This is a genomic window from Thiothrix caldifontis (assembly GCF_900107695.1).
GTDB classification, from domain to species: Bacteria; Pseudomonadota; Gammaproteobacteria; order Thiotrichales; family Thiotrichaceae; genus Thiothrix; species Thiothrix caldifontis.
This window is the reverse complement of record NZ_FNQP01000009.1, coordinates 58,944-80,424: the sequence shown is the minus strand read 5'-3', so window position 1 is coordinate 80,424 and position 21,481 is coordinate 58,944. Positions and strand designations below refer to the sequence as shown.

At 50.3% G+C, this 21,481-nt stretch carries 19 protein-coding genes; 12 read left to right on the top strand and 7 right to left on the bottom strand.

The window, feature by feature from the left end; genetic code table 11:
• Positions 1 to 10 precede the first annotated feature (10 nt).
• Positions 11 to 187 carry a hypothetical protein gene (locus BLV87_RS19335; RefSeq protein ID WP_175517893.1) on the bottom strand — a complete coding sequence of 59 codons (177 nt, stop codon included), beginning with the start codon at positions 185 to 187 and terminating at the stop codon, positions 11 to 13.
• Positions 188 to 269: 82 nt separating this feature from the next.
• Here BLV87_RS19335 and BLV87_RS09045 point away from each other — a divergent pair, with 82 nt between their 5' ends.
• Both BLV87_RS09045 and BLV87_RS09040 read left to right on the top strand, forming a co-directional pair.
• Positions 270 to 515, top strand: a complete 246-nt coding sequence (locus tag BLV87_RS09045; protein WP_093067748.1) for a helix-turn-helix domain-containing protein — start codon at positions 270 to 272, stop codon at positions 513 to 515.
• Entirely contained in the window at positions 512 to 1,423 is a 912-nt protein-coding gene (locus BLV87_RS09040) for a hypothetical protein (RefSeq protein ID WP_093067745.1), read from the top strand. Before BLV87_RS09045 ends, BLV87_RS09040 begins: the two co-directional genes overlap by 4 nt.
• A 3-nt stretch (positions 1,424 to 1,426) precedes the next feature.
• Here the strand turns inward: BLV87_RS09040 and BLV87_RS09035 are convergent, their stop codons facing one another.
• Entirely contained in the window at positions 1,427 to 2,503 is a 1,077-nt protein-coding gene (locus BLV87_RS09035; RefSeq protein WP_093067938.1) for a DNA methyltransferase, read from the bottom strand.
• A gap of 434 nt (positions 2,504 to 2,937) precedes the next feature.
• On the opposite strand from BLV87_RS09035, the gene BLV87_RS09030 reads away from it, so the two are divergent.
• Positions 2,938 to 4,302: a HEPN domain-containing protein gene (locus tag BLV87_RS09030; RefSeq protein ID WP_093067742.1), complete on the top strand. Its 1,365-nt coding sequence runs from the start codon at positions 2,938 to 2,940 to the stop codon at positions 4,300 to 4,302.
• Between the two features lie 23 nt (positions 4,303 to 4,325).
• Here the strand turns inward: BLV87_RS09030 and BLV87_RS09025 are convergent, their stop codons facing one another.
• The 4 genes from BLV87_RS09025 to BLV87_RS09015 form a co-directional block, all read right to left on the bottom strand.
• The gene (locus BLV87_RS09025; protein ID WP_217629965.1) at positions 4,326 to 4,886 is read right to left on the bottom strand and encodes a hypothetical protein; all 561 of its coding nucleotides are present in this window, start codon (positions 4,884 to 4,886) and stop codon (positions 4,326 to 4,328) included.
• A 45-nt stretch (positions 4,887 to 4,931) separates the two neighbouring features.
• Positions 4,932 to 5,174 (bottom strand): hypothetical protein, encoded by a 243-nt coding sequence (locus tag BLV87_RS19670; RefSeq protein WP_217629964.1) that lies wholly within the window; start codon positions 5,172 to 5,174, stop codon positions 4,932 to 4,934.
• 68 nt (positions 5,175 to 5,242) lie between these two features.
• A complete protein-coding gene (mfd, locus tag BLV87_RS09020) occupies positions 5,243 to 8,740 on the bottom strand; it encodes a transcription-repair coupling factor (RefSeq protein WP_093067739.1) in 3,498 nt (1,165 codons plus the stop codon).
• 33 nt (positions 8,741 to 8,773) lie between these two features.
• Complete coding sequence (locus BLV87_RS09015) at positions 8,774 to 10,126, bottom strand: SEL1-like repeat protein (RefSeq protein ID WP_093067737.1); 1,353 nt, start codon at positions 10,124 to 10,126, stop codon at positions 8,774 to 8,776.
• Positions 10,127 to 10,299: 173 nt separating this feature from the next.
• On the opposite strand from BLV87_RS09015, the gene minC reads away from it, so the two are divergent.
• The 3 genes from minC to minE all read left to right on the top strand — a co-directional run bounded on the left by minC (position 10,300) and on the right by minE (position 12,199).
• Positions 10,300 to 11,025, top strand: coding sequence for a septum site-determining protein MinC (minC, locus tag BLV87_RS09010; protein WP_245706976.1), 726 nt, complete (start codon positions 10,300 to 10,302; stop codon positions 11,023 to 11,025).
• A gap of 106 nt (positions 11,026 to 11,131) precedes the next feature.
• Positions 11,132 to 11,938, top strand: a complete 807-nt coding sequence (gene minD / locus BLV87_RS09005) for a septum site-determining protein MinD (protein ID WP_093067731.1) — start codon at positions 11,132 to 11,134, stop codon at positions 11,936 to 11,938.
• A 3-nt stretch (positions 11,939 to 11,941) separates the two neighbouring features.
• The gene (gene minE, locus BLV87_RS09000; protein ID WP_093067728.1) at positions 11,942 to 12,199 is read left to right on the top strand and encodes a cell division topological specificity factor MinE; all 258 of its coding nucleotides are present in this window, start codon (positions 11,942 to 11,944) and stop codon (positions 12,197 to 12,199) included.
• Here the strand turns inward: minE and BLV87_RS08995 are convergent.
• Positions 12,196 to 13,008: an RMD1 family protein gene (locus BLV87_RS08995; RefSeq protein ID WP_093067725.1), complete on the bottom strand. Its 813-nt coding sequence runs from the start codon at positions 13,006 to 13,008 to the stop codon at positions 12,196 to 12,198. The genes minE and BLV87_RS08995 overlap by 4 nt on opposite strands.
• Positions 13,009 to 13,149: 141 nt before the next feature.
• Here BLV87_RS08995 and BLV87_RS08990 point away from each other — a divergent pair, with 141 nt between their 5' ends.
• From BLV87_RS08990 to BLV87_RS08965, 6 genes are all read left to right on the top strand, one after another.
• Positions 13,150 to 15,015, top strand: coding sequence for a PhoX family protein (locus tag BLV87_RS08990; protein ID WP_093067721.1), 1,866 nt, complete (start codon positions 13,150 to 13,152; stop codon positions 15,013 to 15,015).
• Positions 15,016 to 15,096: 81 nt separating this feature from the next.
• The gene (locus tag BLV87_RS08985) at positions 15,097 to 17,781 is read left to right on the top strand and encodes a hypothetical protein (protein ID WP_093067718.1); all 2,685 of its coding nucleotides are present in this window, start codon (positions 15,097 to 15,099) and stop codon (positions 17,779 to 17,781) included.
• Positions 17,782 to 17,787: 6 nt separating this feature from the next.
• The gene (locus BLV87_RS08980) at positions 17,788 to 18,948 is read left to right on the top strand and encodes a glycosyltransferase (protein ID WP_093067714.1); all 1,161 of its coding nucleotides are present in this window, start codon (positions 17,788 to 17,790) and stop codon (positions 18,946 to 18,948) included.
• A 42-nt stretch (positions 18,949 to 18,990) separates the two neighbouring features.
• Positions 18,991 to 19,677, top strand: a complete 687-nt coding sequence (gene phoB, locus BLV87_RS08975) for a phosphate regulon transcriptional regulator PhoB (protein WP_093067711.1) — start codon at positions 18,991 to 18,993, stop codon at positions 19,675 to 19,677.
• A gap of 84 nt (positions 19,678 to 19,761) precedes the next feature.
• Positions 19,762 to 20,958 carry a glycosyltransferase family 4 protein gene (locus BLV87_RS08970; protein WP_093067708.1) on the top strand — a complete coding sequence of 399 codons (1,197 nt, stop codon included), beginning with the start codon at positions 19,762 to 19,764 and terminating at the stop codon, positions 20,956 to 20,958.
• Positions 20,936 to 21,469 (top strand): phosphatase PAP2 family protein, encoded by a 534-nt coding sequence (locus tag BLV87_RS08965; protein ID WP_093067705.1) that lies wholly within the window; start codon positions 20,936 to 20,938, stop codon positions 21,467 to 21,469. The genes BLV87_RS08970 and BLV87_RS08965 overlap by 23 nt, the downstream gene beginning before the upstream one ends.
• Positions 21,470 to 21,481 lie beyond the last annotated feature (12 nt).

The following is a 21,481-nucleotide window of genomic DNA, read 5'->3' as shown; positions in this document are numbered from 1 at the left end:
CCGTTCAGCCTTACGCCGCTTGCGGCTGGAGACGTAGTTTACGCGGCATACGGGTAACGGCTTTGCGGCCTGCCTGTGCTTGGCGTTGGCGCATTTCTTCACAGATTTTGTTCAGGTCGTAGCCTAGCCGTTTGGCGTATTCTTCACGGATGCGGTGGATTTCTTCCACAATCGAGTCTTGTAACATGGTTAGTCCCTCATCAGTTCATACAAATCTAACACATTTATCCTGAAATGGGATATTCGATTTCAGGATTTATCATGCGCGGATGGCTAAAACTTTACACTCTCCCGCATACGAACATTTTTGTTCTTTGTTGATCACCGCCCGTGAAACGGCAGGATTGACACAATCTGATGTTGCTTCCCGTTTAGCGCGTCCGCAGTCCTTTGTTTCCAAATACGAAAGCGGTGAACGCCGTCTGGATGTGTTGGAATTCCTGCAAATTTGTCAGGTGCTGAAGGCTGATGCACAAGCCATCCTGAATGCAATGCAGTTGAGGATAGGTGCATGAATACGCAACAAATCCTCGCACTGGCAACCCAGCATATGCAGGCATTGAATGGTCACTGCTTTGACGTGCTGGAACTGGCGAAGCCCGCATCACCGGAAGCAGCGGCAAATCTCGCCAAGATTATTTCCAAGCTGTCGCCGTTGGTGGGCAATTTGATTGAGTTCAACACCTGTGAGTACCTGAACAAGCAAAGCAGCTTCGCCGGATTTGGCAAATGGCGGCGGCAAGACCCCGGTTTTCCTGACACAGTGTTTGACGGGCAAATTAGCCCAATGCCGGGGCTGGAAATCAAGGCGTGGTTTCCGTTGGCGACTGAGATTACCGCCCGTTTCAAGGATAGCCAAAACCACTTTGCCCATGATCAAACCCATGTCGCCATGCTCGCGTGGTTGCCGGAGTTTTTGATTTTCGGTAAGCCAAAAATCGTGGGTATTGCGGTGATTCCGGGTGGCTCTATCGCCAAAGTGCGGGATGAGCATTACCACAAAGCACCGGATTATTTGGTGCTAGAGCCGGAGGATACGTCAGCACGGACTTCCAACTTGCAGCAAACCAATACGAACGGTTACAAGTTCCAAGGCACTGCCGCGCAGTATGTTCAGGCGCAACAAATGGTGCAAAACTGGGGTGCTGGTGGTACGGCTTATTTGCCGACCCGTGAATATCAAGCCCTGTTGCGGGCATTGTTGGCGCAGTTTCCGTACCGTTTGGATACCAACTTTGCCAAACTTGATCGCATTGCTCACCCATCTATTGAGCGGTTCAAGGCGGAAGTTTATGCGGCTGAATTTCAGGGGCGCACGGTTGGGGAGTGGAATCGTTTGCTTGCCAAGGGCGACGATGCCAGCATCAGTGCGATACTGGCGGCGCAATTCGGTATCCAGCCGAATGGCAACGTGGTGCGCTGATGCTTAAAACAGGGTGGATTGGCGCGGCATGAAGCGTTCCAGACCAAGCTGGAAATAAGTCGGGTCGATTTCCCCGGCAAACGCTCTGCGTCCGGCGCGTTTCGCTGCCAATGATGCTGAAAACAATCCCCCGAAGGGTTCCCATACTACATCGCCTGCGTCGCTGGCGGCTTCAATGATCATGCCCATCAAGTTCAACGGTTTTTGGTTGAGGTGGGCGGCTTTGCCGCTGATTTCGGGGACGCGGATGCGTTCTGCGCCTTTGAGGGGATTGCGTTCCCAGACGTTGGTGAAACCCATTGGGCAGTGGAATTTGCTGCGTTGGCTTGCCCATTCGTCGGCGGTCATCGGGCGTATGCCGTCGCGGGAGAAGTAGGGGCGGCCTGCCGGATTACCATGCTGGTTGGCGTAAGTGGCCATTTTGGCGAAGGTTTCCGGCGGTGGCGGATACCAGAGGTGGCCTTGGTCGAGGTATTTGCGGGTGGCTACGTCCTTGACTTCGCAGGCATCGTTGGCTCTACGCAGGGTCAATCCGGTGCGTTTCCATTCGCGGTAGAGCCATTGCTGCAAGCTGAGGTTGTCGAGCCGTGCTTCAAACACGTATTGGACGCACATTTCGGTGACGACGGGGAAGCGGCGGATTTTGGCGGTGTTGACGTTGCCAGCGATGTGGGCTTTGCCTTTGTTCCAGACATTGGCGTTGACGTAACGCCAGCCGTGGCGTTCCAGCAGGGGGTGGACGCTTGCCCAGCCGATTTCGGAGTTCCAGAACCAGAGGGTGGTTTGCGCGGTGGCGTGTTGGCTCCATGCCTGAATGTGCGGTTCGTACCATGCGGCGATGCCGAGGTGGTCGGAGGTGTCGCCTTCAAAGCCGAGGATGCCATACGCGCCGTCGGAAACGATGACGGTTGGGGTGTCCCATTGGGCGTAGTGGTTGAAGCTATCGCCGAGGTGGAGGCTGACTTGCCCGTCTGTCCAATGCGTGTGGGTGGGAAGGCTGTCGAGGGTGACAGCTTTGCCGCGCCCGACCGTGCCGGGGGATGGGGTGTTCTTTGCCTTGAGTGCTACCGATGCGGACATAAACCAACGCCAAAAATCTTGTTGGGGGTAGGATAGCATAGGGTGGATGTTGCGGGTGGAAGTGCGGATCAGTCAGCCAGCATGATTTTGTTTTTATGTGGGCAGTGGGGTTCGAGTGGTGGGTGAGTTGGGTGAGGATTAGGCGTTCTTTGTGCCGATCAGCTTGCCTGAAAGGGTGGAAGAGCAGGTGCTGTTGGTCACGTGATTAAACTCAATCAAGTACGACCCCATTCATTGTGGATTGTGCCATGCTATGAGGTGGCTGGGTATGATTGTTTATGTGTAAATGATTGATTTTTTTGTTAAAATATCAATAACAAGGAGATCGGTATATAGTATGAATTTTTTGATTCATTTTTAAGCTTGCGACTGTTACTATAAGATTCGTTAATTGAAAATTTTTTATAGTGACTTCGGATAGGATTACGAGCTTTATGGAAATTAAGTATTTAATCGCATTTTATGTGGATGACGGTTTCTGTGGTAGTAAAGATGGATTCTTATCTTTTCTTAGGGCATATAATAATATTAAGATTAGCGATACTGAAATTGATCTTATAGAGAAGAATAAAAGCCATGTGGTTTCATATAAAGTGTTTGATGGAGATGTGTCTTCCGTCTATAATAGTGATAAGTATAGATATATAATATTTTCAATTCTTTCTGAAGATGCAGAATCTTTAAGAGTCGCTTCGCGTTTTATTAGAAAAGCATCATTAAGAGTTAGTAATAAAAATGTTTATATAAACACTCTATGGGATGATGTTGGTAGAGGTTATGCAATAGAGCTATTTCCATTGATTAATAAAGTTGAGAATCTAATGCGTTATTTAATTACGCAGTTTATGGTTGTTAACGTTGGTGTTAACTGGTCAGTTAAAGAAGTGGATGCAAATGTTGTAAAAAAAGTAAAAGAGTCAAAAAGTAGCTCATTACATGAAGATGATCTCTATAAAGTTGATTTTAGGCAATTATCAGATGTCCTTTTTAAGGAGATTTCTGTTATTGATTATAATTCATTAATCAAAGCCATTAAGAATAAAGAAAATTTCAGCAATGAGGATGTGGCGACAATCAAAGGTTATATCCCTGTGTCGAATTGGGATAAGTACTTTAGAAATATTTTTGATATGAGCAAAGAAGACATGAGAAGTAAGTGGGAGGATTTGTCTGATTATAGAAATGATATAGCTCATAATAGAAATATTAGCTTCCCTGATTATGGCGTTATAAAGAATAGTGCTGAAAATATGATTCTAGTTATTGAGGAGGCAATTAAAAGATTGGATCGAGTTGATGTAAATGATGAAGATAAAGAATCTGTGATTAGTTCTTATGAAAATATCACAGGTGTTCTTGTTGGAGAAAATACGGATTCTATAGAGCATTGTTGGATTGTTAATACGAATGTGACATGGGACGACGAAGCATATACTGAGATGTTAAATGGCAATAAAGCCGCAGCATATTATGGGCGGAAGTGGAGTGTCACAGGTATTAAAAAAGGAGATATTGTCTTTCTTTATCATAATCAGGTTGGTATTGTCGCAAAAGGGGTGGCATTAAGTGAATATCAATCTATAGATAGAAATGATGACCCTAATGAGGAGTTTTTTATTCCTCTTGAAATGAGCTGGAAAGTTGATCCTGTGACCCAGCGGGAATATGCTATTCCGGCTTGGAAAATAAATCAGACTCTGAATACAGGATATAAGTTTAGGCAGACTACCTTTTCAATACCGCCCAATGTGTGCAGACTTATTTGTAAGTTAATTGAAGAGAAAGAGGAAATTAACTAATGGACTTTATTCGTTTGAAATTTTTATGAATTGAATATATCTAACCATTTTTTCCTTCTTTTGATGCTTTGTTTATCAGCACGCAAAAAATAGAAGAAATCTTCGTAGTGTGGAATCACCATGTCCTTGTGCTGTGTTTCCTCGTCATGGGTTCTATGTGCCATTGATTCAAGTAAGAAGTGGATTGGTTGCAGTATTTCAATCAGTCGCCAGATGATTAAAGGAGTACTTTTCTGGACGACATACTGACGATATAGACAATCAAACACAGTCATTGGATGATCATGTTCATCGAGATGAGGAGTGAAGTCGTTACGAATTCCTTTTCTATCCATCCGATAAATTAAGTTCAGGGCGGATCGTTCCCGTATTTGGTGTGATGTGTACTCTTCGTAGATGTCACTTGCTACCTCTAACCACTTGTCTAGTGGGCTTCTGTCCTGTTTTGCTTCACACACTTCATTCAAGTTGAAGTACCGACTACCAACACCGTATTCTGTGAAGAAATCAATCAATGCTTCATCGTTTTGTGTCCTAGACGGCGTTGCAGCATTTGGATGAAGATAGATAGGTAATAGTTTCAATGACTCTGTGTAAAGTGTTCTGATGTCGTGTCCGAAGTCTTTCTTTCACTGTTTGATGGTTGGCGTCTGATGGTTATTCGTTAGCATATAGTGGGTAACAACTGCTAGTTTCAGAATTCGTTCCATGCCAATGGATATATGGAAAAAAGCTGAGTAAAAATAACCGTCTTTGTCCTGAAAAAAGTTTGCTTTCAATAGCAAATCAAAACCAGATAAAAGTGTGTTTTTGGCAAGGTGTGCTTCTTGAGCAAGTAAAGAAAACTTTTTGTCAAAACCAATTTGTTTCATTTGGCATCCTAATGAAAAATTGTAAACTGAACTGCGTTACTGCTCTTGGCGGCAATTTCGGACTCTAGTTATCCCCCAATCTCCCCTATCAGCTTGATAACCCACTCCTCCCGCTCCTCCACCGTCGGGAGTTCAATCTCAAACCTTAACTTATCCTGCCCATCCAGCTTAAACACCCACGGGCGTTTCTGAATCAGGGTAATCACCTTCATCGGGTCAATATTCGGCTTGTCGTCAAAGATAATCCGCCCGCCCTTGACGTGCATATCCAGCTTGCGGATGCCCAGTTCTTGCGCCAGCAGCTTGACCCGCGTGACGCTGAACAGCGTCTTGGTCGGCTCTGGCAGCAGCCCGAAGCGGTCGATCATTTCCACTCGCAATTCGTCCAGTGCTGCCTGCGATTCCGCGCTGGCAATGCGTTTGTAGAGGATCAGCCGCGCATGGACATCCGGCAAATAATCGTCCGGGATCAGCGCAGGCGCACCCAATTCCACCGTGGTGCGGCGGCTGGTGGCACTCAATTCCGGCACTTTGCCCGACTTCAACGCCTTCACCGCGCGTTCCAGCAGGTCGTTGTAGAGGTTGAAACCGATTTCCTGAATCTGCCCGCTTTGCCCTTCGCCGAGCAATTCGCCCGCCCCGCGAATCTCCAGATCGTGCGTTGCCAGCGTGAAACCGACTCCCAGTTCTTCCAGTGATTCAATCGCTTCCAGCCGCTTGACCGCATCCGGCGTAAGTGCGGATTTCGGCGGCGCAATCAGATAGGCATAAGCGCGGTGGTGCGAACGCCCGACCCGCCCGCGCAACTGGTGCAACTGCGCCAGCCCCAGCTTGTCGGCACGGTTGATCAAAATCGTGTTGGCGGTCGGCACGTCGATGCCACTTTCAATGATGGTGGTCGCAATCAGAATCTGGAAACGCTGGTGGTAAAAATCACTCATAATGCTTTCCAGCTCGTGCGCCCGCATCTGCCCGTGGGCATGGCGCACCGTCACACCGGGCAACATCGCGCTCAGTTCCTGCTCGATTTTGTCGATGGTTTTGACCTCATTGTGCAGCACATACACCTGCCCGCCGCGTGACAATTCCCGCGCACACGCCTCCTGAATGATGGTTTTGTTCCACTCGCACACAAAGGTTTTGATCGCATGGCGTTGCGTCGGCGGGGTGGCAATGATCGACAAATCACGCAAGCCAGACAGCGACATATTCAGCGTGCGCGGAATCGGTGTGGCAGTCATGGTCAGCATATCGACATTGGCACGCAGCTTTTTCATCTGCTCCTTGTCGCGCACCCCGAAGCGGTGTTCCTCGTCGATAATCACCAGCCCCAGTTGCTTGAAATGCACATCGTCCTGCAACAGCTTGTGCGTACCGATCACAATGTCGATTTTGCCGGAGGCGAGTGCCTCCAGTGCTTTGCTGGTTTCCTTGCCGGTCTTGAAGCGTGACAGCGATTCGATATTGAACGGCCAGTCCGCAAAACGGTCACGGAAATTGTTCAAATGCTGCTGCGCCAGCAAGGTCGTCGGCGCAATCATCGCCACCTGCTTGCCCGCATTTGCCGCCACGAACGCCGCCCGCATCGCCACTTCGGTCTTGCCGAAACCCACGTCGCCGCACACCACCCGATCCATCGGCTGCGCGGAACGCATATCTTTGATCACGTTTTCAATCGCCAGTGCCTGATCCGGCGTTTCCTCAAATGGGAACGCGCCTGCAAACAGGCGGTAATCATTGTCGTCAAACGGGAAGCTATGCCCCTGCTGCGCGGCACGACGGGCGTGGATGTCGAGCAATTCCGCCGCCACATCGCGGGCTTTTTCCGCCGCTTTTTGCCGTGCCTTGTCCCACTGCTCATTGCCGAGGCGGTGCAAGGGCGCGTGTTCCGGGTCAGCCCCGGTGTAACGGCTGACCAGATGCAGCGCGGCGACGGGGACGTACAGCTTGTCGTGGTTGGCGTATTCGATCAGCAAATATTCCGCCGTCACCCCGCCCGCAGTGACCGTTTCCAGCCCCAGATAACGCCCGACACCGTGTTCCTCATGGACTACGGGTGCGCCTTCGTTGAGGTCGGTCAGGTTGCGGATAATGGCATCGGCATCGCGGGTAGCTTTGCGCCGACGGCGTTGCTGCTGGATTTGCACCCCATGCAACAGGTTTTCGGGAATGACCGCAATCTTTGCATCAGGTAGCCAGAAACCGTTTTCCAACGGTGCAACTGTGACCGCCATTTCTGCTTTGCTACCGAGAAAATCCTGCCAGGTCTCCAGCGTCTTGACCGTGATGCCGTTGTCTTTCAGCAGGGTGAGGAAGGCTTCACGCCGCCCGGCAGATTCGGCGGTGAATAGTACGCGCCCTTGCAGGTCTTTGAGGAAATTGAACAGCAGGAACAGGGGCTGTTCTTGGCGGGCGTGGATGAGGAGCGAGGGCAGGGCGGCGACCCCATAATCCACCGTAGGGGCGTATTGCATACGCCCTCTTTCTTTTTCTCCCTCGTCTTCTGTTGAAGAGGAAGAGGGCGTATGCAATACGCCCCTACCGCGTTGTACATCAACCCGTGGGTAATCCTCCAACCAACTCCCCAACATCGCCGCTGTCAGAAACAACTTCTCCGGCGCGAGCAACGGCCTTTCAATATCATGCCGCCGCTGTTCATACCGATATTCCACCGTTTCCCAGAACTGCTTAACTGCTGCATCCACACCCTCTGCGAGTATTAGCAAGGTTTTCTTCGGCAAGTAATCAAACAGCGTCGCGGTATGTTCAAAGAACAGCGGCAAGTAATACTCAATCCCCGCTGGCGGTTTGCCCTGACTCACGCCTTCGTAAATGCGGCTACGGCTCAAATCGCCTTCGACTTGCGCCCGATAATTCTGGCGGAAGGTACGAATCCCCGCTTCATCCAGCGGAAATTCCCGCGCTGGTAGCAGTTCGATGCTATCCACGACGGTATCCGTCCGCTGCGTTTCCGGCGAAAACGTGCGGATCGAGTCGATTTCCTCGTCGAACAAATCAATCCGGTAGGGCGTATGACTGCCCATCGGGAACAAATCGACCAGCGAACCACGCGTCGCGTATTCACCGTGCGCCATTACCTGACTGACGTTGCGGTAGCCTGCTTCTTCGAGTTGCTTGCGCAATTTGTCGATATTGAGCGGCGAACCTTTGCGCACCACAAAGGTATGCCCGTGTACATAACTGGTGGGTGCAAGGCGGTGCATCAAGGTGGTGGCGGGCACAAGCAAGATGCCGCGCTTGAGATTTTGCAGCGTTGCCAGCGTTTTCAGGCGTTCGGAAATAATGTCTTCGTGCGGGGAAAACACGTCGTAGGGCAAGGTTTCCCAATCGGGGAAAATGTGACGCGGGATTTCTGGGGCGAAAAATTGCAGGGCGGATTCCATCTGGTAGGCGGTATGCACATCCGGCACTGCCAGCAGCAGCAAGCTATCAAAGCTTTGCGCGGATTGGGCAAGCAACCAGTCGAGGGATGCGCCATACAATTGCCCCCAGCGGATGTAACCGTTGGGAGAGGCGGGGAAGTGGGGTTTGAGCAATACAGACATGAATCCGCGCTTATTTTCTTAAAGCCCCGCATTCTACTGGATGGCGACTTGCTTGTCCTGAGTCCGTGTTGCGTCTGTTACCGTTTTCAAACGACGTACTAATTCATCATGTTCCTGTTGAGTCAGATGTTTTAGCACGTAATCGCGGTTGGCAATCGCGGCTTCATGCCCTTGCGCGGCTGCACGGGATAGCCAAAAAGCAGCCGATAGCAAGTCTTTAGCCGTGCCAATACCGTGTGCCATGTGTGTACCTAAATTGAATTGGGCAACTGCACTACCTGCTTCTGCTGCTTTAAGGAACCATTGCTGGGCTTCTGTTTGGTCAACTGGTACACCTTGACCCTGTGTGAACATGATGGCTAGCCCAATTTGCGCATCGGTGTACCCTTGTTCGGCGGATTGACGATACCAGTGCAGCGCCATATGGTCGTTTTTGGGCAGATTCGAACCTTGGTCATACATGAAGCCTACCGTGTACTGAGCAGCAGGGTTGCCACCTTCAGCCGCTTTGCGTATCCAATCAATACCTTTGGAGGTATCTTGTGTAATCCCCTGACCCATGAGGTACTTAATGCCAAGGTTATATTGTGCTCCTGTTTCACCTTGTTGGGCTGCTTCTTGATACCAGCGAATCGCTTCTGGCAGGTTCTGAGTTAAGCCTTTACCTTCTTCGTACATCAAGCCTAGATTGAAAGCCGCAGCGGGGTCACCTTGTTCGGCCGCTTTGCGGAACCAGTAAGCGGCTTGTGAAAGATTTTTTGGCAAGACAATGCCTTGCAGGTAGCGTACCCCTAAGTCGAACTGGGCATTGATATGTTTATTTTGTGCGGCTTGGCGATACCAGTGCGTAGCTTCCTCTGGGTCAGCTTGTTTATCTGTGGCGAAATCATGCAATAGCGCAAGGTTATATTGGGCTTGAGCATCTTGTTGCTGTGCTGCTTGTTCCAACCAGTGACGTGCTTTATCTGTTTCCTTAAGTGTGCGTAAGTACAGCATCCCTAAATTGTATTGGGCATCAACATGCCCTTGTTGCGCCGCTTGTTCATAAAAACTGACCGCTTTGTGAGTGTCCTGCTTTACGTAAACACCGTTTTCATACAAATTAGCAAGCTCAAACAACGCGGGTGGGTAACGAAGTGCAGCAGAGCGTTCGAGCCATTTTAGACCATTGCTTAAGTCTGGTTTGCTGCCGTTTTTAGAAACCAAGAGTGTGGTGGCGTTGTCGAAATAGGTTTGTGCATCTTGTGTGTTATTAGACGTTGTAAGTGTTGGGGAGGATATTATTGTAATAGCAGTTTGCCCAGTGGCAGCCAGTGTTGGTATAGCCAATACCAGTAGCAACGCGGCAGTTACGCCGAGAGTTGGCGAAGATGTACCCCTGTACATGATAATTGGAGCCCCCAGTGCAAAAAATCAGCAAAAGTATTTATTAAGTGAATTATACTCGCATAAAATATTTCGATAAAACGATTTTATGCAAAATATACAAACAATGTTGTACCTTTTATCGGTTGAGGTTACTGTCAGGTTCATGCATTCGTTAGTTAGGAGTACACGGTTTGTCTGGAGAATTAGTTGAAATAAAGGGTGAAATGACCTTGCTCAGCGTATTGCGGCTGGCTTCTGCTAACTTGGAGACCATTCAAGAAAAACTGCAAAATAAGCGCGACAGTTTGCCGCAACTATTCGACAACAGCCCGTTATTGGTGGATTGTAGCCCTTTAGGGGAAGCCTGTTTAACATTAGACATGCTGGGTTTGCGAGAAATGTTACTGACTTTGGGATTTATCCCTGTTGGGATACGCAATATTGCTGAAGAGTGTGTCGAAAAAGCCATGCAAGCAGGTTGGTCTGTTTTACGAGCAGGGCGAGCCACCGGTGCCCCCAGCCGCTTAGGGCGTTCTGTAGAGCCAGAAATGGTAGCGATAGAGCCAAAGGTTACAGCCAGTACAGCCACAAGTGTGAAGGTAGTTGATCGACCGTTGCGTTCAGGTCAACAAGTGTATTTTCCTGAAGGTAGTCTAGTGATATTGCAGCATACTAGTGCAGGTTCAGAAATTCTCGCTGGTGGTTCGGTGCATGTGTACGGTTCCTTGCGCGGCAGAGTATTGGCTGGGATTGGTGGGGATACCAGCGCCCGTATTTTTTGCCAGAAGCTAGAGGCAGAATTGGTTTCGATTGCAGGACATTATCGTTTGTTGGATGACATGGACACGAATCTGAAAGGCTCTCCAGCGATGGTTTGGTTGGATGGCGAAAAGTTGAAAATTACTCCCATGTTCTAAACATTTCAGGTTTTTATGCTAAATAATATGTGCGTTATCTGGTAGTATCGCTGAAGTATTTCGTGGTAAGTACCCGTTATACCGTGTCAATAAGAAGGAGCATCTTTTGAGCAGAATAGTTGTCGTTACCTCAGGCAAAGGCGGCGTTGGTAAAACCACCACCAGTGCGGCATTCGCTACGGGGCTTGCCATGCGTGGTTATAAAACTGCCGTCATTGATTTCGATGTCGGGCTGCGCAATCTTGATCTGATCATGGGGTGTGAACGCCGTGTCGTATACGATTTTGTCAATGTTATTAATAATGAAGCATCCCTCAATCAAGCCTTGATTCGCGACAAGCATGTTGAAAACTTACATATTCTACCGGCTTCTCAAACCCGTGATAAGGATGCACTGACCCCAGAAGGTGTAGGCAGGGTCATGGATGACTTACACGAACTGGGCTTCGATTTCATTGTGTGCGATTCCCCCGCAGGTATTGAGCGTGGCGCACATATGGCGATGTATTATGCCGATGATGCCATTGTGGTGACTAATCCTGAAGTGTCCTCAGTACGTGATTCAGACCGGATTTTAGGTTTGTTGCAAAGTAAGACACACCGTGCAGAACGTGGCGAAAGCGTGCGGGAACACCTGTTGATTACGCGCTATTCACCCGCACGGGTTCAGGCGGGTGAAATGCTGGCAATGGAGGATATTCTGGAAATTCTGGCAGTGCCTTTGATCGGAGTGATTCCAGAGTCACAAAGTGTATTACAGGCATCTAACAGCGGTGCCCCCGTTATTCTTGATAAAGTGAGTGACGCAGGCCAAGCCTATGATGACTTTGTTCGCCGCTTCTTAGGCGAAACTGTCCCGCACCGCTTCTTGGAAGTGGAGAAAAAGGGCTTCTTTAAAAAGTTGTTCGGGTGATTTATGGGATGGTTTAATTATTTTAAGCAATCGAAACCCACCAGTGCCAAGGTTGCTAAAGAACGCCTGCAAATTGTCATTGCTCATGAGCGCCTTGACCGTAATGGGCCAGAATATCTGCCGCAATTACGCCGCGATATTATGGAAGTTATCCGCAAATACGTGCCGATTAGCGATGAACAGGTTAATGTCCAATTCGAGAAAGGCGCGGATTTTGATGTGTTGGAATTAAATATTGCTTTACCTGATCGCGACCATTAATGCCCACGAAAAAACATTTCATATAGCGTCAGGAAGATTTCGACCACGATCAAAATAGTGATATACCATTCCACTCGATAACTTTGCTGGGTTTGCAATAAATCCAGCAAAGTTTCAGCGGTGTTTGAGATGACTTGCAGCTTACGTTCCAATGCCAGATGGCGTTCGCGCAATTCAAATTCGTCTTCTAGCCGTAGGTATAAGCCTTCTAATTCGGGGCGTTCCCACAGCAAATCGGGTTTGTCGGCGACTTCGGCACGCCCGACCATGCGTTGTTGACTGAGCAGAGAATCGCCAATGTAAGTGAGCAAGACTTGCTTTTTTTGCCCGACACGCCCTTGTTTACTGAGGTTTTGTGCCAAGGGTTCGATTTTGTCAAAGGTTTTGGTCAGGCGGGCTTCGTCATCGGAAAGGATAGAGCTGCGAGCCAGCATTTCGGCGACCAATTGCACGCGCTGTATTGAGGTATCGTGTAACCATAGGCAGCCTTGGGCATCCATACCTTCCAATTGGGTGGATTCGATGCGCAAGTCAAGTAATTCTTCATCTGGCCAAGTACGTGGGTCTTGAATCAATGGCAGCAAGCGTTCCATGAAGGCGCTTTCTTGTTCGGTGCTCAGGCCAAAAAAGACCACAACACCGTAACGGAACAGCACCGCGCAACCTCCACCGGGAATCGCCACGGTCAGCGGGTTAATGGCGAGAGTTTCATCAGCAAGGAACGGTTTGGTGTCAATACGGCTACCGAGTAGGGCTTCGCGCACTCGGATACTGCCATTGGCTTGGGAGTTAAGGGATAAAGTTTTCATGGCGGCAATTGTACGGCATAAGTGCTCATATCCAAACACCTGAGATATTTAACAAAACTGCAACATAAGCTTAACGTTAACGTCAATAAGCAGCGTTACATTGCACGGCGTACACGCCCAATTACCCTTGGAGATAATGCAATGAAATACCTGAAAATCAGCTTGCTGTCACTGGCAGTCGCTTCTGCTCTGGCTGGCTGTGGTGATGATGACAACACAACTTCTGCTTCCGCCAGCGCAGCTGTCAAGTCGGTCGAATTCAGCAGTATGCCAGCGCCGACTGTTGCGGCTGACATGGCTAAAACCTACTCTGCCTCTGTTGCCAAAGTCACTTACGCTGACGGCACCAGCAAAGATTTTCCGCTGACTTACAATAAGCTGTTTGGCGTGAAAGACAAAGTAGGTGGCAATGCCAACGCTGCGGGGCAGTTGTACGACCACAAAATGACACCAATCATGGATCCAATGGGCAAGCCGGTGATTGCTGAAACCCCGGATGCTAACAGCCTGCTGAAAATTGGCAGCAACCTGTTCCTAGTTTCCCATCTGGAATACGACTGGATTTTGTCTGACGGTTCAGAAGCCTACAAGAAAGAAGGCTGGTATACCCGTATGCCGATGTCCATGATCCTGACTGGCATTACGCAGGGAACTGACGGCAAATTGTCAGTCAAATCCCAAAAGCCGCTGGATTTCGCGGGTGTTGATGGCCTGTGGATTCCGTGCTTTGGTTCACAAACACCTTGGAATACGCACTTGGGTTCTGAAGAAGATTACGACCTGCAATACAACCCGCTGACGACAGGGGCGGCTACCACTACGGCTGGTGTTAAAGCATTGACTGAAAAGTATTTCAACAATGAAAAGATTGCCAACCCCTACCACTATGGCTTCATCCCGGAAGTCACCGTCAAGGAAGACGGTTCAACCACTATCGTCAAGCACTACTCGATGGGTCGTGGTACCTGGGAACAGTCCAAAGTCATGCCGGATGGCAAAACCGCATACATGGGTGATGACGGCACGCACGGTTTCATGCTGATGTACGTGGCTGACAAAGCGGGCGACCTGTCTTCCGGCACTATCTACGCCTCCAAGTGGACACAAACTTCCGCAGATGCAGGCGGCAAAGCCAACCTGACTTGGGTGAAACTGGGCAGTGGTACGGACAAAGAAATCAAAGCCTTGGCTGATGTTGCCACCTTTGAAAGTATTTTTGATGCGGTTGCACCGGCTGAGGGCGCTTGCCCAACTGGTTACACTCGTGTTCGCGCTGGCTCTACAGCTGATGAATGCTTGACGGTGAAAGCCGGTCAAGAAAAAGCAGCAGCGTTCCTGGAATCCCGTCGTTATGCTGCCCTGAAAGGCGCGACGACTGAATTCACCAAAATGGAAGGTGTTGCTGTGAATGCGGCTGACAAGAAGCTGTACATGGCAATGTCCTCCATCCGTGACAGCATGACCGATGATGCCAAAGAGCCGATCAACGACATCAAGCTGAAAAAGTCATCGTCTGGTGCAACTTACACGGCTGACCTGAAAAGTGGCCAGAAAGACACCTCCGGTGCTGCGATCAACTCTGATTACGTAGCCAGCAATATGTACGTTGAAACCGCCCTGCTGGGTGAAGACTTGGCGGCGGCTGATGCGTTTGGTAATACGTCTAACGTCGATAAAATCGCTAACCCGGATAACATTTTCTTCGCTGAAAAGATGCGCACATTGTTCATCGGTGAAGACTCCGGGATGCACGTCAACAACTTCGTGTGGGCTTATAATGTTGACACCAAAAAGCTGAGCCGCGTCCTGAGCGGTGTAGCCGGTGCTGAACACAATGGCTTGCAAGTGGCTGAAGACATGAACGGTCACACCTACATCATGAGTAACAATCAGCACCACGGTGATTGGGCGACAGGCAAAAACACGGAAGTCGATAAAGCCTTGGCTACCATCGACAAATTCGACGCTGACTTCGGCTACATTGGCGGTCTGCCAGCCATCAAGTAAACCTTGCACAACGTGAGGTTCTAGTCTGAAGGCTGGTAAGTTTCGCTTGCCAGCCTTTCCTGTTTTGTGGGTGAGGCGTTTATGAACAAAAACTGGCTGTTTGTGTGGATGGTGTTAGGCGTATTGGCTGGCTGTGGTGACAACACGGCTGAGAATGTTACGACGACCAATCCTGTTGATACCACAGGGGGTGCTGGCGTTGGCCTGCAAGGCGACCGTGCCAACCCGGTGCTGTTTGAAAACCCTTACGCGCAAGTACCCGCCCAGTGTTACATCGAAACCTCACGCGGCACGCAAAATGCCTGCCAATATTGCCATACCAATGCCGCTTATCAACAAGGGCTGGGTAATAACAACCCGCAAGCCGGTCTGGAAGCCCGCATTGGTAATCTACAACTCGAATACGCTTTCGCCCCGTATGACACGGTTATGCCCTTGGCAACCATCAACCGCTGGGAAAACACCCTGAAACCGGAAAACCTGCGAGCCGTCGTCGCAGCCATGGGGATTGATACCGCCGCTTGGGACATGCGCACTTATTTGCGTACCGACAACTGGAAAGCGGCCTACGCGCAACGCCCCGGCGACCCAAAACAGTGGGATGCGGGCGTGCAATCAGCGTTTCGTTTGTTCCCCGGTCTTGATCCGGCGGATTTGCCCGCGAAAGCGGATGGTTTCGTGCGCAGTCAACAGGCTAAAAATGGCTTTTTTAGCGATGCGCAAGGCTGGATCACCGGCTGGCGTGCCATCAATTTCATGCCTTACGGCATTTTTACCCCCATGACCGGCTCAGTTTCCGGCATCTATATCCGCTTGCCGGAAACATTCATGCAGCGTGAGGATGGCAGTTTTGACCTTGCCACTTACGCGCAAAACCTTGATTTGCTGGAACACGCTATTCAGGGGCGATTGTTGCCCAATGACAGCAAAACTTATCTGGGCAAAGCCACCAGCGTGGCGGTCGAGCACGGCCTGTATCCGCTGGGAACAGAATTTGCCCACCCGTTGCACTACGTTGATGTACGGGCGGATGGCACGGATGCCAGCATCAGCCCGTTCCCCGGAACCCGCAGCCAGCGGGTCAAGGAAGTGCGCTACATGTACAAGGCGCGGGATTGGCAGCCCAGCCAGTTCCGCCCCGGTGAAAAGTCCGAAGGCACGGGCATTTACGGCAACGATGCACAAGGCTGGGTCGATAACGGTGCGGGCTGGTTGCTGGCGGGTTATATCGAAGACAAAAATGGCGCATTACGCCCGCAAACCCGCGAAGAAATGGCGCAGTGTATCGGCTGCCACAGCGGGATTACCCGCACCGAATTCCCGACTTTCACCTCTGGCACGGGTAACACCGTGGACAGCACTTGGGCAATGCCGCGCAAGTTTGCCGGAGAACTGGGGTGGCAGGAAATGAATTACCTGCTGTACAAGGCTGACCGCAGCACCCCGGAAACCGTCACGCCGGGCAAGGCAGGGCAGGGCGATCCGCTCAACCGCGAGCTGGGCAAGGGGGAATTACGCTATTTCCTTGAAACGGTGGTGGGCGCAAGCCTTTACGGTGATATGCCGCAGGCGGTAGAAAAGGTGTTGGGCCAGCATATCCGTGCTGCCAATGGCTACAGTGCCGACTGGCCTGCACTGGATACCACCAGTGCGGACAGTTTCCAGCAAGCGCAAGCCTTACGCCAAACCTTGATGCGTGAGTTCACTGCCAAAGGTGGGCATCTGGAAACGGATGGAACCATCAAGGGCGGTTTGTTGTACCCGCCAGAACGTGACGCTTTAGCGGCTGCTGCCCGCTACCGCCAAGTGGTGGTCAGCCAGCGTTACACCAAGGGCAAGGATGTGTTCCCGGAAACCCCGGTGACGTTCCGCCATTTCCGTGACCCGTCTGAACCCCTGACCCGTGTGGATGGCACGCCTTACCAGACCGGCGAAATCGTTACCGAGCGCCCGATTGAGCAGGATAACCCCGCCAGCCTGACGTACCGTGCGGGCAACAGTGCCACCCAGATTGATGACAGCAAGCCTTACCCGGCAGGCAATTACAACCCGGATTACTTGCCCTTGCTGCAATTCCCGCTGCAATACGAACCAGCGCCTGCGCCTGCGGGAGTGATTGGGCGTCGCCCGGATTGGCGTGATATTCCCCTCACCAGCTTGCCGCTGAGTTTGTCTGGGATGTTGCGGCTACCTAATGGACAGGGTTTTGCGGTGCTGGAGCATGATGGCGGACAATTTTTGGTGCAAAGCGGGCGTGAATTGCATACCCACAAGGGCGTTAAATTATTGGAAGTGAGCGAGCATTACGCGCTATTACAACACGCAGCGAGCGGGCATCTGGAAAAGTTAGAGTTGGGGATGCACTCTCCGGCAGCAACAGCAGTTGCAGCGCCCTTGGCAGTATCGGCGGATGAGTTAGCCTTCGTGGATTTGAAAGCGTTTCGCGACAATGCGGCTGTTGACCCTTATCGCTTGTTTGATGCGGTGCAGCCTGAGGCTGTCGTGGTAAGCGGTAAGTTATCTGGCTACCGTTTAAGCCCCGGCGCTGATCCGGCGTTATTCGTGAAAGCGGGATTGAAAACGGGCGATGTATTGCTGGCAGTCAACGGGGTGAGGCTGGAAAGCGAGGAACAGGCAGTGAAGTTGCTGGAACAATATGCGGGTACTATCCAGCTCAGCTTAACTTTGCAGCGCGGTAAGGAAGAAATCAATGTGCCAGTGAATTTTCAGGAATTCGAGTTGGCAGCCAACGCTGTTTCAGGTTAATAAATCATGCACATATTAATGGTTTCCGACGTGTATTTTCCGCGCGTCAATGGTGTGTCTACGTCGATTCAGGCATTCCGGCAGGCATTGCAGGCGGCGGGGCATCGGGTGACATTGATTGCCCCAGCTTATGCTGAAACGACGGCGGATGAAACCGACATTATTCGCATCAGCTCACGCAATGTGATTGTTGACCCGGAAGATCGCATGATGCGTATCCGCCATATCCACCGTTTGACGGAAACCTTACGGGCGGGGGATTACGACATTATCCATATCCATACCCCGTTCGTGGCGCATTACGCAGGGCTGAAATTGGCACGCAAGCTGAAGCTCCCGGTGGTAGCGACTTACCATACCTTTTTTGAAGAATACCTCTACAACTACATCCAATGGTTGCCGAAAGAGTGGTTACGCTACGTGGCGCGGCGCTTTTCGCGTACCCAGTGTGCAGATTTGGATGCACTGATTGTCCCATCGACCGCCATGCAGCAAGTACTGCTAGGTTACGGGGTAACAACGCCCATGACAGTGTTGCCGACGGGGTTGGATCAGCAGGTATTCGCAGCGGGTGATGGGATGGCTTTTCGCCAGCAGCACGGTATTCCTATTGAACGCCCCGTGATTCTGTTTGTGGGACGGGTAGCGTTTGAGAAAAATATCGGCTTTTTGTTAGCGATGACAGCAAGGTTGCGGGCAGACATTCCTGATGTTTTGTTGGTAATTGCAGGGGAGGGACCTGCGGAAAAAGCCTTGCATAAACAAGTTCAGCGTGAAGGTTTGGCTGGGCATGTGATATTTGTGGGTTATTTGCACCGTGATGGCGAATTGCAGGCGTGTTACAAAGCGTCGGATGTATTCGTGTTTGCTTCCCGTACTGAAACGCAAGGGCTAGTGTTGCTGGAAGCCATGGCGTGCGGTACGCCAGTAGTGTCTACCGCAGTACTGGGGACGCAAGATGTTATGGGGGCAGGTCTCGGTGGCTTGGTCGCCCCAGAAAATCCAGCACTGTTTGCAGAACAGGTTAAATGTTTGTTGCTGGATAAAACTTTGTACATCCAAAAAACGCAAGAGACGCTGGCGTATGCGGCTACTTGGTCACACACCGCGCAGGCGGAGAAACTGGTAGCGTTTTATTACTCTGTCATCGAATTGACACACAAATAGGGTTAAATCGCCCGAATAAAATGGAATTCAGATAGGTTTAACATGAGCACAATCCTGATTGTCGATGACGAACAGCCCATCCGTAATATGGTGAGTTTTGCCCTTGGGCGAGTGGGGTTCACATTACGTGAAGCGGCTGATGCCGAGCAAGCTTACGCTGAAATTGACCAACACCGCCCTGAACTGATCCTGATGGATTGGATGCTGCCTGGTGTGAGTGGTCTGGATATTGTACGGCGTTTGCAGCGGGATACCAGCACCCAAGATATTCCGGTGATTATGCTCACTGCCAAAGCAGAAGAAAGCGATAAAATCAATGGTTTTAAGGCAGGTATTGATGATTACATCAGCAAACCGTTTTCACCTGCCGAACTGATTGCCCGTATACAAGCGGTGTTGCGCCGTACCCAGCAAAGTCAATCGCGGGAAATACTGGAGTTTGAGCAACTGAGCCTTGATCCACTCAGTCATCGCGTTACCGTTAATGATGTAGAACTCGAATTCGGCCCTACTGAGTTTCGCCTGTTAAAGTTTTTCATGCAACACCCTGACCGTGTGTACAGTCGTGAACAACTGTTGGATAACGCTTGGGGGCGCAATGTGTATGTGGAAGAGCGCACAGTAGATGTGCATATCTTGCGTCTGCGTAAGGTGTTATCACCGTATGGTCTTGAACATTACATTCAAACCGTTCGTGGTGCGGGCTACCGTTTTTCACCGTCGACTTAAACACAACCGTCATGAAAACGTCACGGTCTTGCAGCATTGACCCTGCAAAATAGCGGGTATATCTACTGCTAAACGTGAGTTTTTGTGTCTAACCGCCCACTACAACTTGTTACTTCCCTGACCCGCTTAGCGGTTGTCACCGAGACGTGGCCACCAGAGATTAATGGGGTGGCTCATACTATTAGCCATTTAGTGGATGGATTGCGGCGGCGGGGAGGCTATCACATCCAGTTGGTGCGTCCGCGCCAATCAGCACAAGAAAAAGCCCGCAGCGAAGACTTGTTTAAGGAATACCTTGTCAATGGATTGACTCTGCCTTTCTATAAGGAGGTTCGCCTAGGCTTTCCGCAATACAACACCTTGAAACGCTTGTGGAAAAAACAACGCCCTGACATCGTACAGATTGTGACTGAAGGCCCCTTAGGTTATTCCGCGATGAAAGCGGCAAAAAAGCTTGGCATTCCCGTGATCAGCGACTTTCACACCAATTTCGACCACTACAGCCGTTATTACCGTTTGAGTGGGTTTTTCAATCTGGCGAAACGTTATTTACGCCACGTGCATAACCAAACGTTGGTTACGTTAGTGCCGACCCGCGAATTACAGCAACAACTTACCGCCAGCGGTTATACCAAATTAGGCATTTTAGAGCGTGGTATTGATGTGCAACTGTTCAATCCACAACGTCGCAGCAGCACTTTACGTGAACGCTTCGGGATACAGCCCGAACAATTGCTGGTGACGTTGGTGTCACGTATGGCACAAGAAAAAAACCTTGATCTGGCTTTTACGGCATTCCGTGCGATTCAACAACATGTGCCGGATGCGCGTTTTTTATTGGTTGGTGATGGCCCGGAACGCAAGCGTTTGCAAGAAGCTCACCCCGATTGTCTGTTTGCGGGGATGCAAACGGGTATCGCCTTAGCAGAACATTACGCGAGTGGTGATTTATTCCTGTACCCCAGCACCAGCGAAACCTTTGGTAATGTGATTCTGGAGGCAATGGCTAGTGGTTTGGCGGTTGTCACTTTCAACTATGCGGCTGCTTACGAACACATTCGTCACGGTGAAAATGGTATGGCTGTGCTGCTTGATGATAATGCCGCATTTATTGCCACTAGTATTGAATTGGCTCTTGACCCCGATTTACGCCGCCGTCAAGGCGAATATGCGAGCCAGACAGCTCATGGTTTGAGCTGGGAGAAAGTCGTGGCACGCTTAGATCAAACCCTTCAAAACGTCTTGCGCGAGGTGCGCTATGAAATTGCTCCATCGGCTTAATGACCGTGAAATTCCTTTATGTTTGTTGTTCAACCGCATTAATCATTGGAAATCCGTTAGCCTATTGTTTGCTGCTGTCAGCCGTTTGGGTAACGGGGTGTTTTGGTATGTACTGATAGTGATGTTGCCACTGATTTATGGTGCAACTGCCGTGCAAGTATCATTGCACATGGGTTTAGTGGGCTTGGCGGGTGTATTGATCTATAAGTGGCTGAAAACCTCGACTGAGCGGGTGCGCCCTTACAATCACAACGGTGATATTTTCCAGAATGTTGCTGCACTTGATCAGTTTAGTTTTCCCTCTGGGCATACTTTACACGCGGTTGGTTTCACATTGATATTGCTGCATTACTACCCAGAATGGGCGTTGCTGGTTGTGCCGTTTACGGTGCTGGTGGCGTTGTCGCGGGTCATTTTGGGGCTGCATTACCCTAGCGATGTGCTGATCGGGGCGTTTTTAGGGGCTGGATTAGCACAAGGCAGTTTCTGTGTGTTGTCTTGCTTATTTTAAGTGGGTATAGGT

Coding starts and splice junctions, on each gene's coding strand:
- BLV87_RS09015 (WP_093067737.1), bottom strand. CDS start 10,126: ATGTACAGGGGTACATCTTCGCCAACTCTCGGCGTAACTGCCGCGTTG.
- BLV87_RS09045 (WP_093067748.1), top strand. CDS start 270: ATGGCTAAAACTTTACACTCTCCCGCATACGAACATTTTTGTTCTTTG.
- BLV87_RS08985 (WP_093067718.1), top strand. CDS start 15,097: ATGAACAAAAACTGGCTGTTTGTGTGGATGGTGTTAGGCGTATTGGCT.
- BLV87_RS19670 (WP_217629964.1), bottom strand. CDS start 5,174: ATGAAACAAATTGGTTTTGACAAAAAGTTTTCTTTACTTGCTCAAGAA.
- BLV87_RS08965 (WP_093067705.1), top strand. CDS start 20,936: ATGAAATTGCTCCATCGGCTTAATGACCGTGAAATTCCTTTATGTTTG.
- BLV87_RS09035 (WP_093067938.1), bottom strand. CDS start 2,503: ATGTCCGCATCGGTAGCACTCAAGGCAAAGAACACCCCATCCCCCGGC.
- phoB (WP_093067711.1), top strand. CDS start 18,991: ATGAGCACAATCCTGATTGTCGATGACGAACAGCCCATCCGTAATATG.
- BLV87_RS19335 (WP_175517893.1), bottom strand. CDS start 187: ATGTTACAAGACTCGATTGTGGAAGAAATCCACCGCATCCGTGAAGAA.
- BLV87_RS08995 (WP_093067725.1), bottom strand. CDS start 13,008: ATGAAAACTTTATCCCTTAACTCCCAAGCCAATGGCAGTATCCGAGTG.
- mfd (WP_093067739.1), bottom strand. CDS start 8,740: ATGTCTGTATTGCTCAAACCCCACTTCCCCGCCTCTCCCAACGGTTAC.
- BLV87_RS09040 (WP_093067745.1), top strand. CDS start 512: ATGAATACGCAACAAATCCTCGCACTGGCAACCCAGCATATGCAGGCA.
- BLV87_RS08980 (WP_093067714.1), top strand. CDS start 17,788: ATGCACATATTAATGGTTTCCGACGTGTATTTTCCGCGCGTCAATGGT.
- minE (WP_093067728.1), top strand. CDS start 11,942: ATGGGATGGTTTAATTATTTTAAGCAATCGAAACCCACCAGTGCCAAG.
- BLV87_RS09030 (WP_093067742.1), top strand. CDS start 2,938: ATGGAAATTAAGTATTTAATCGCATTTTATGTGGATGACGGTTTCTGT.
- BLV87_RS08990 (WP_093067721.1), top strand. CDS start 13,150: ATGAAATACCTGAAAATCAGCTTGCTGTCACTGGCAGTCGCTTCTGCT.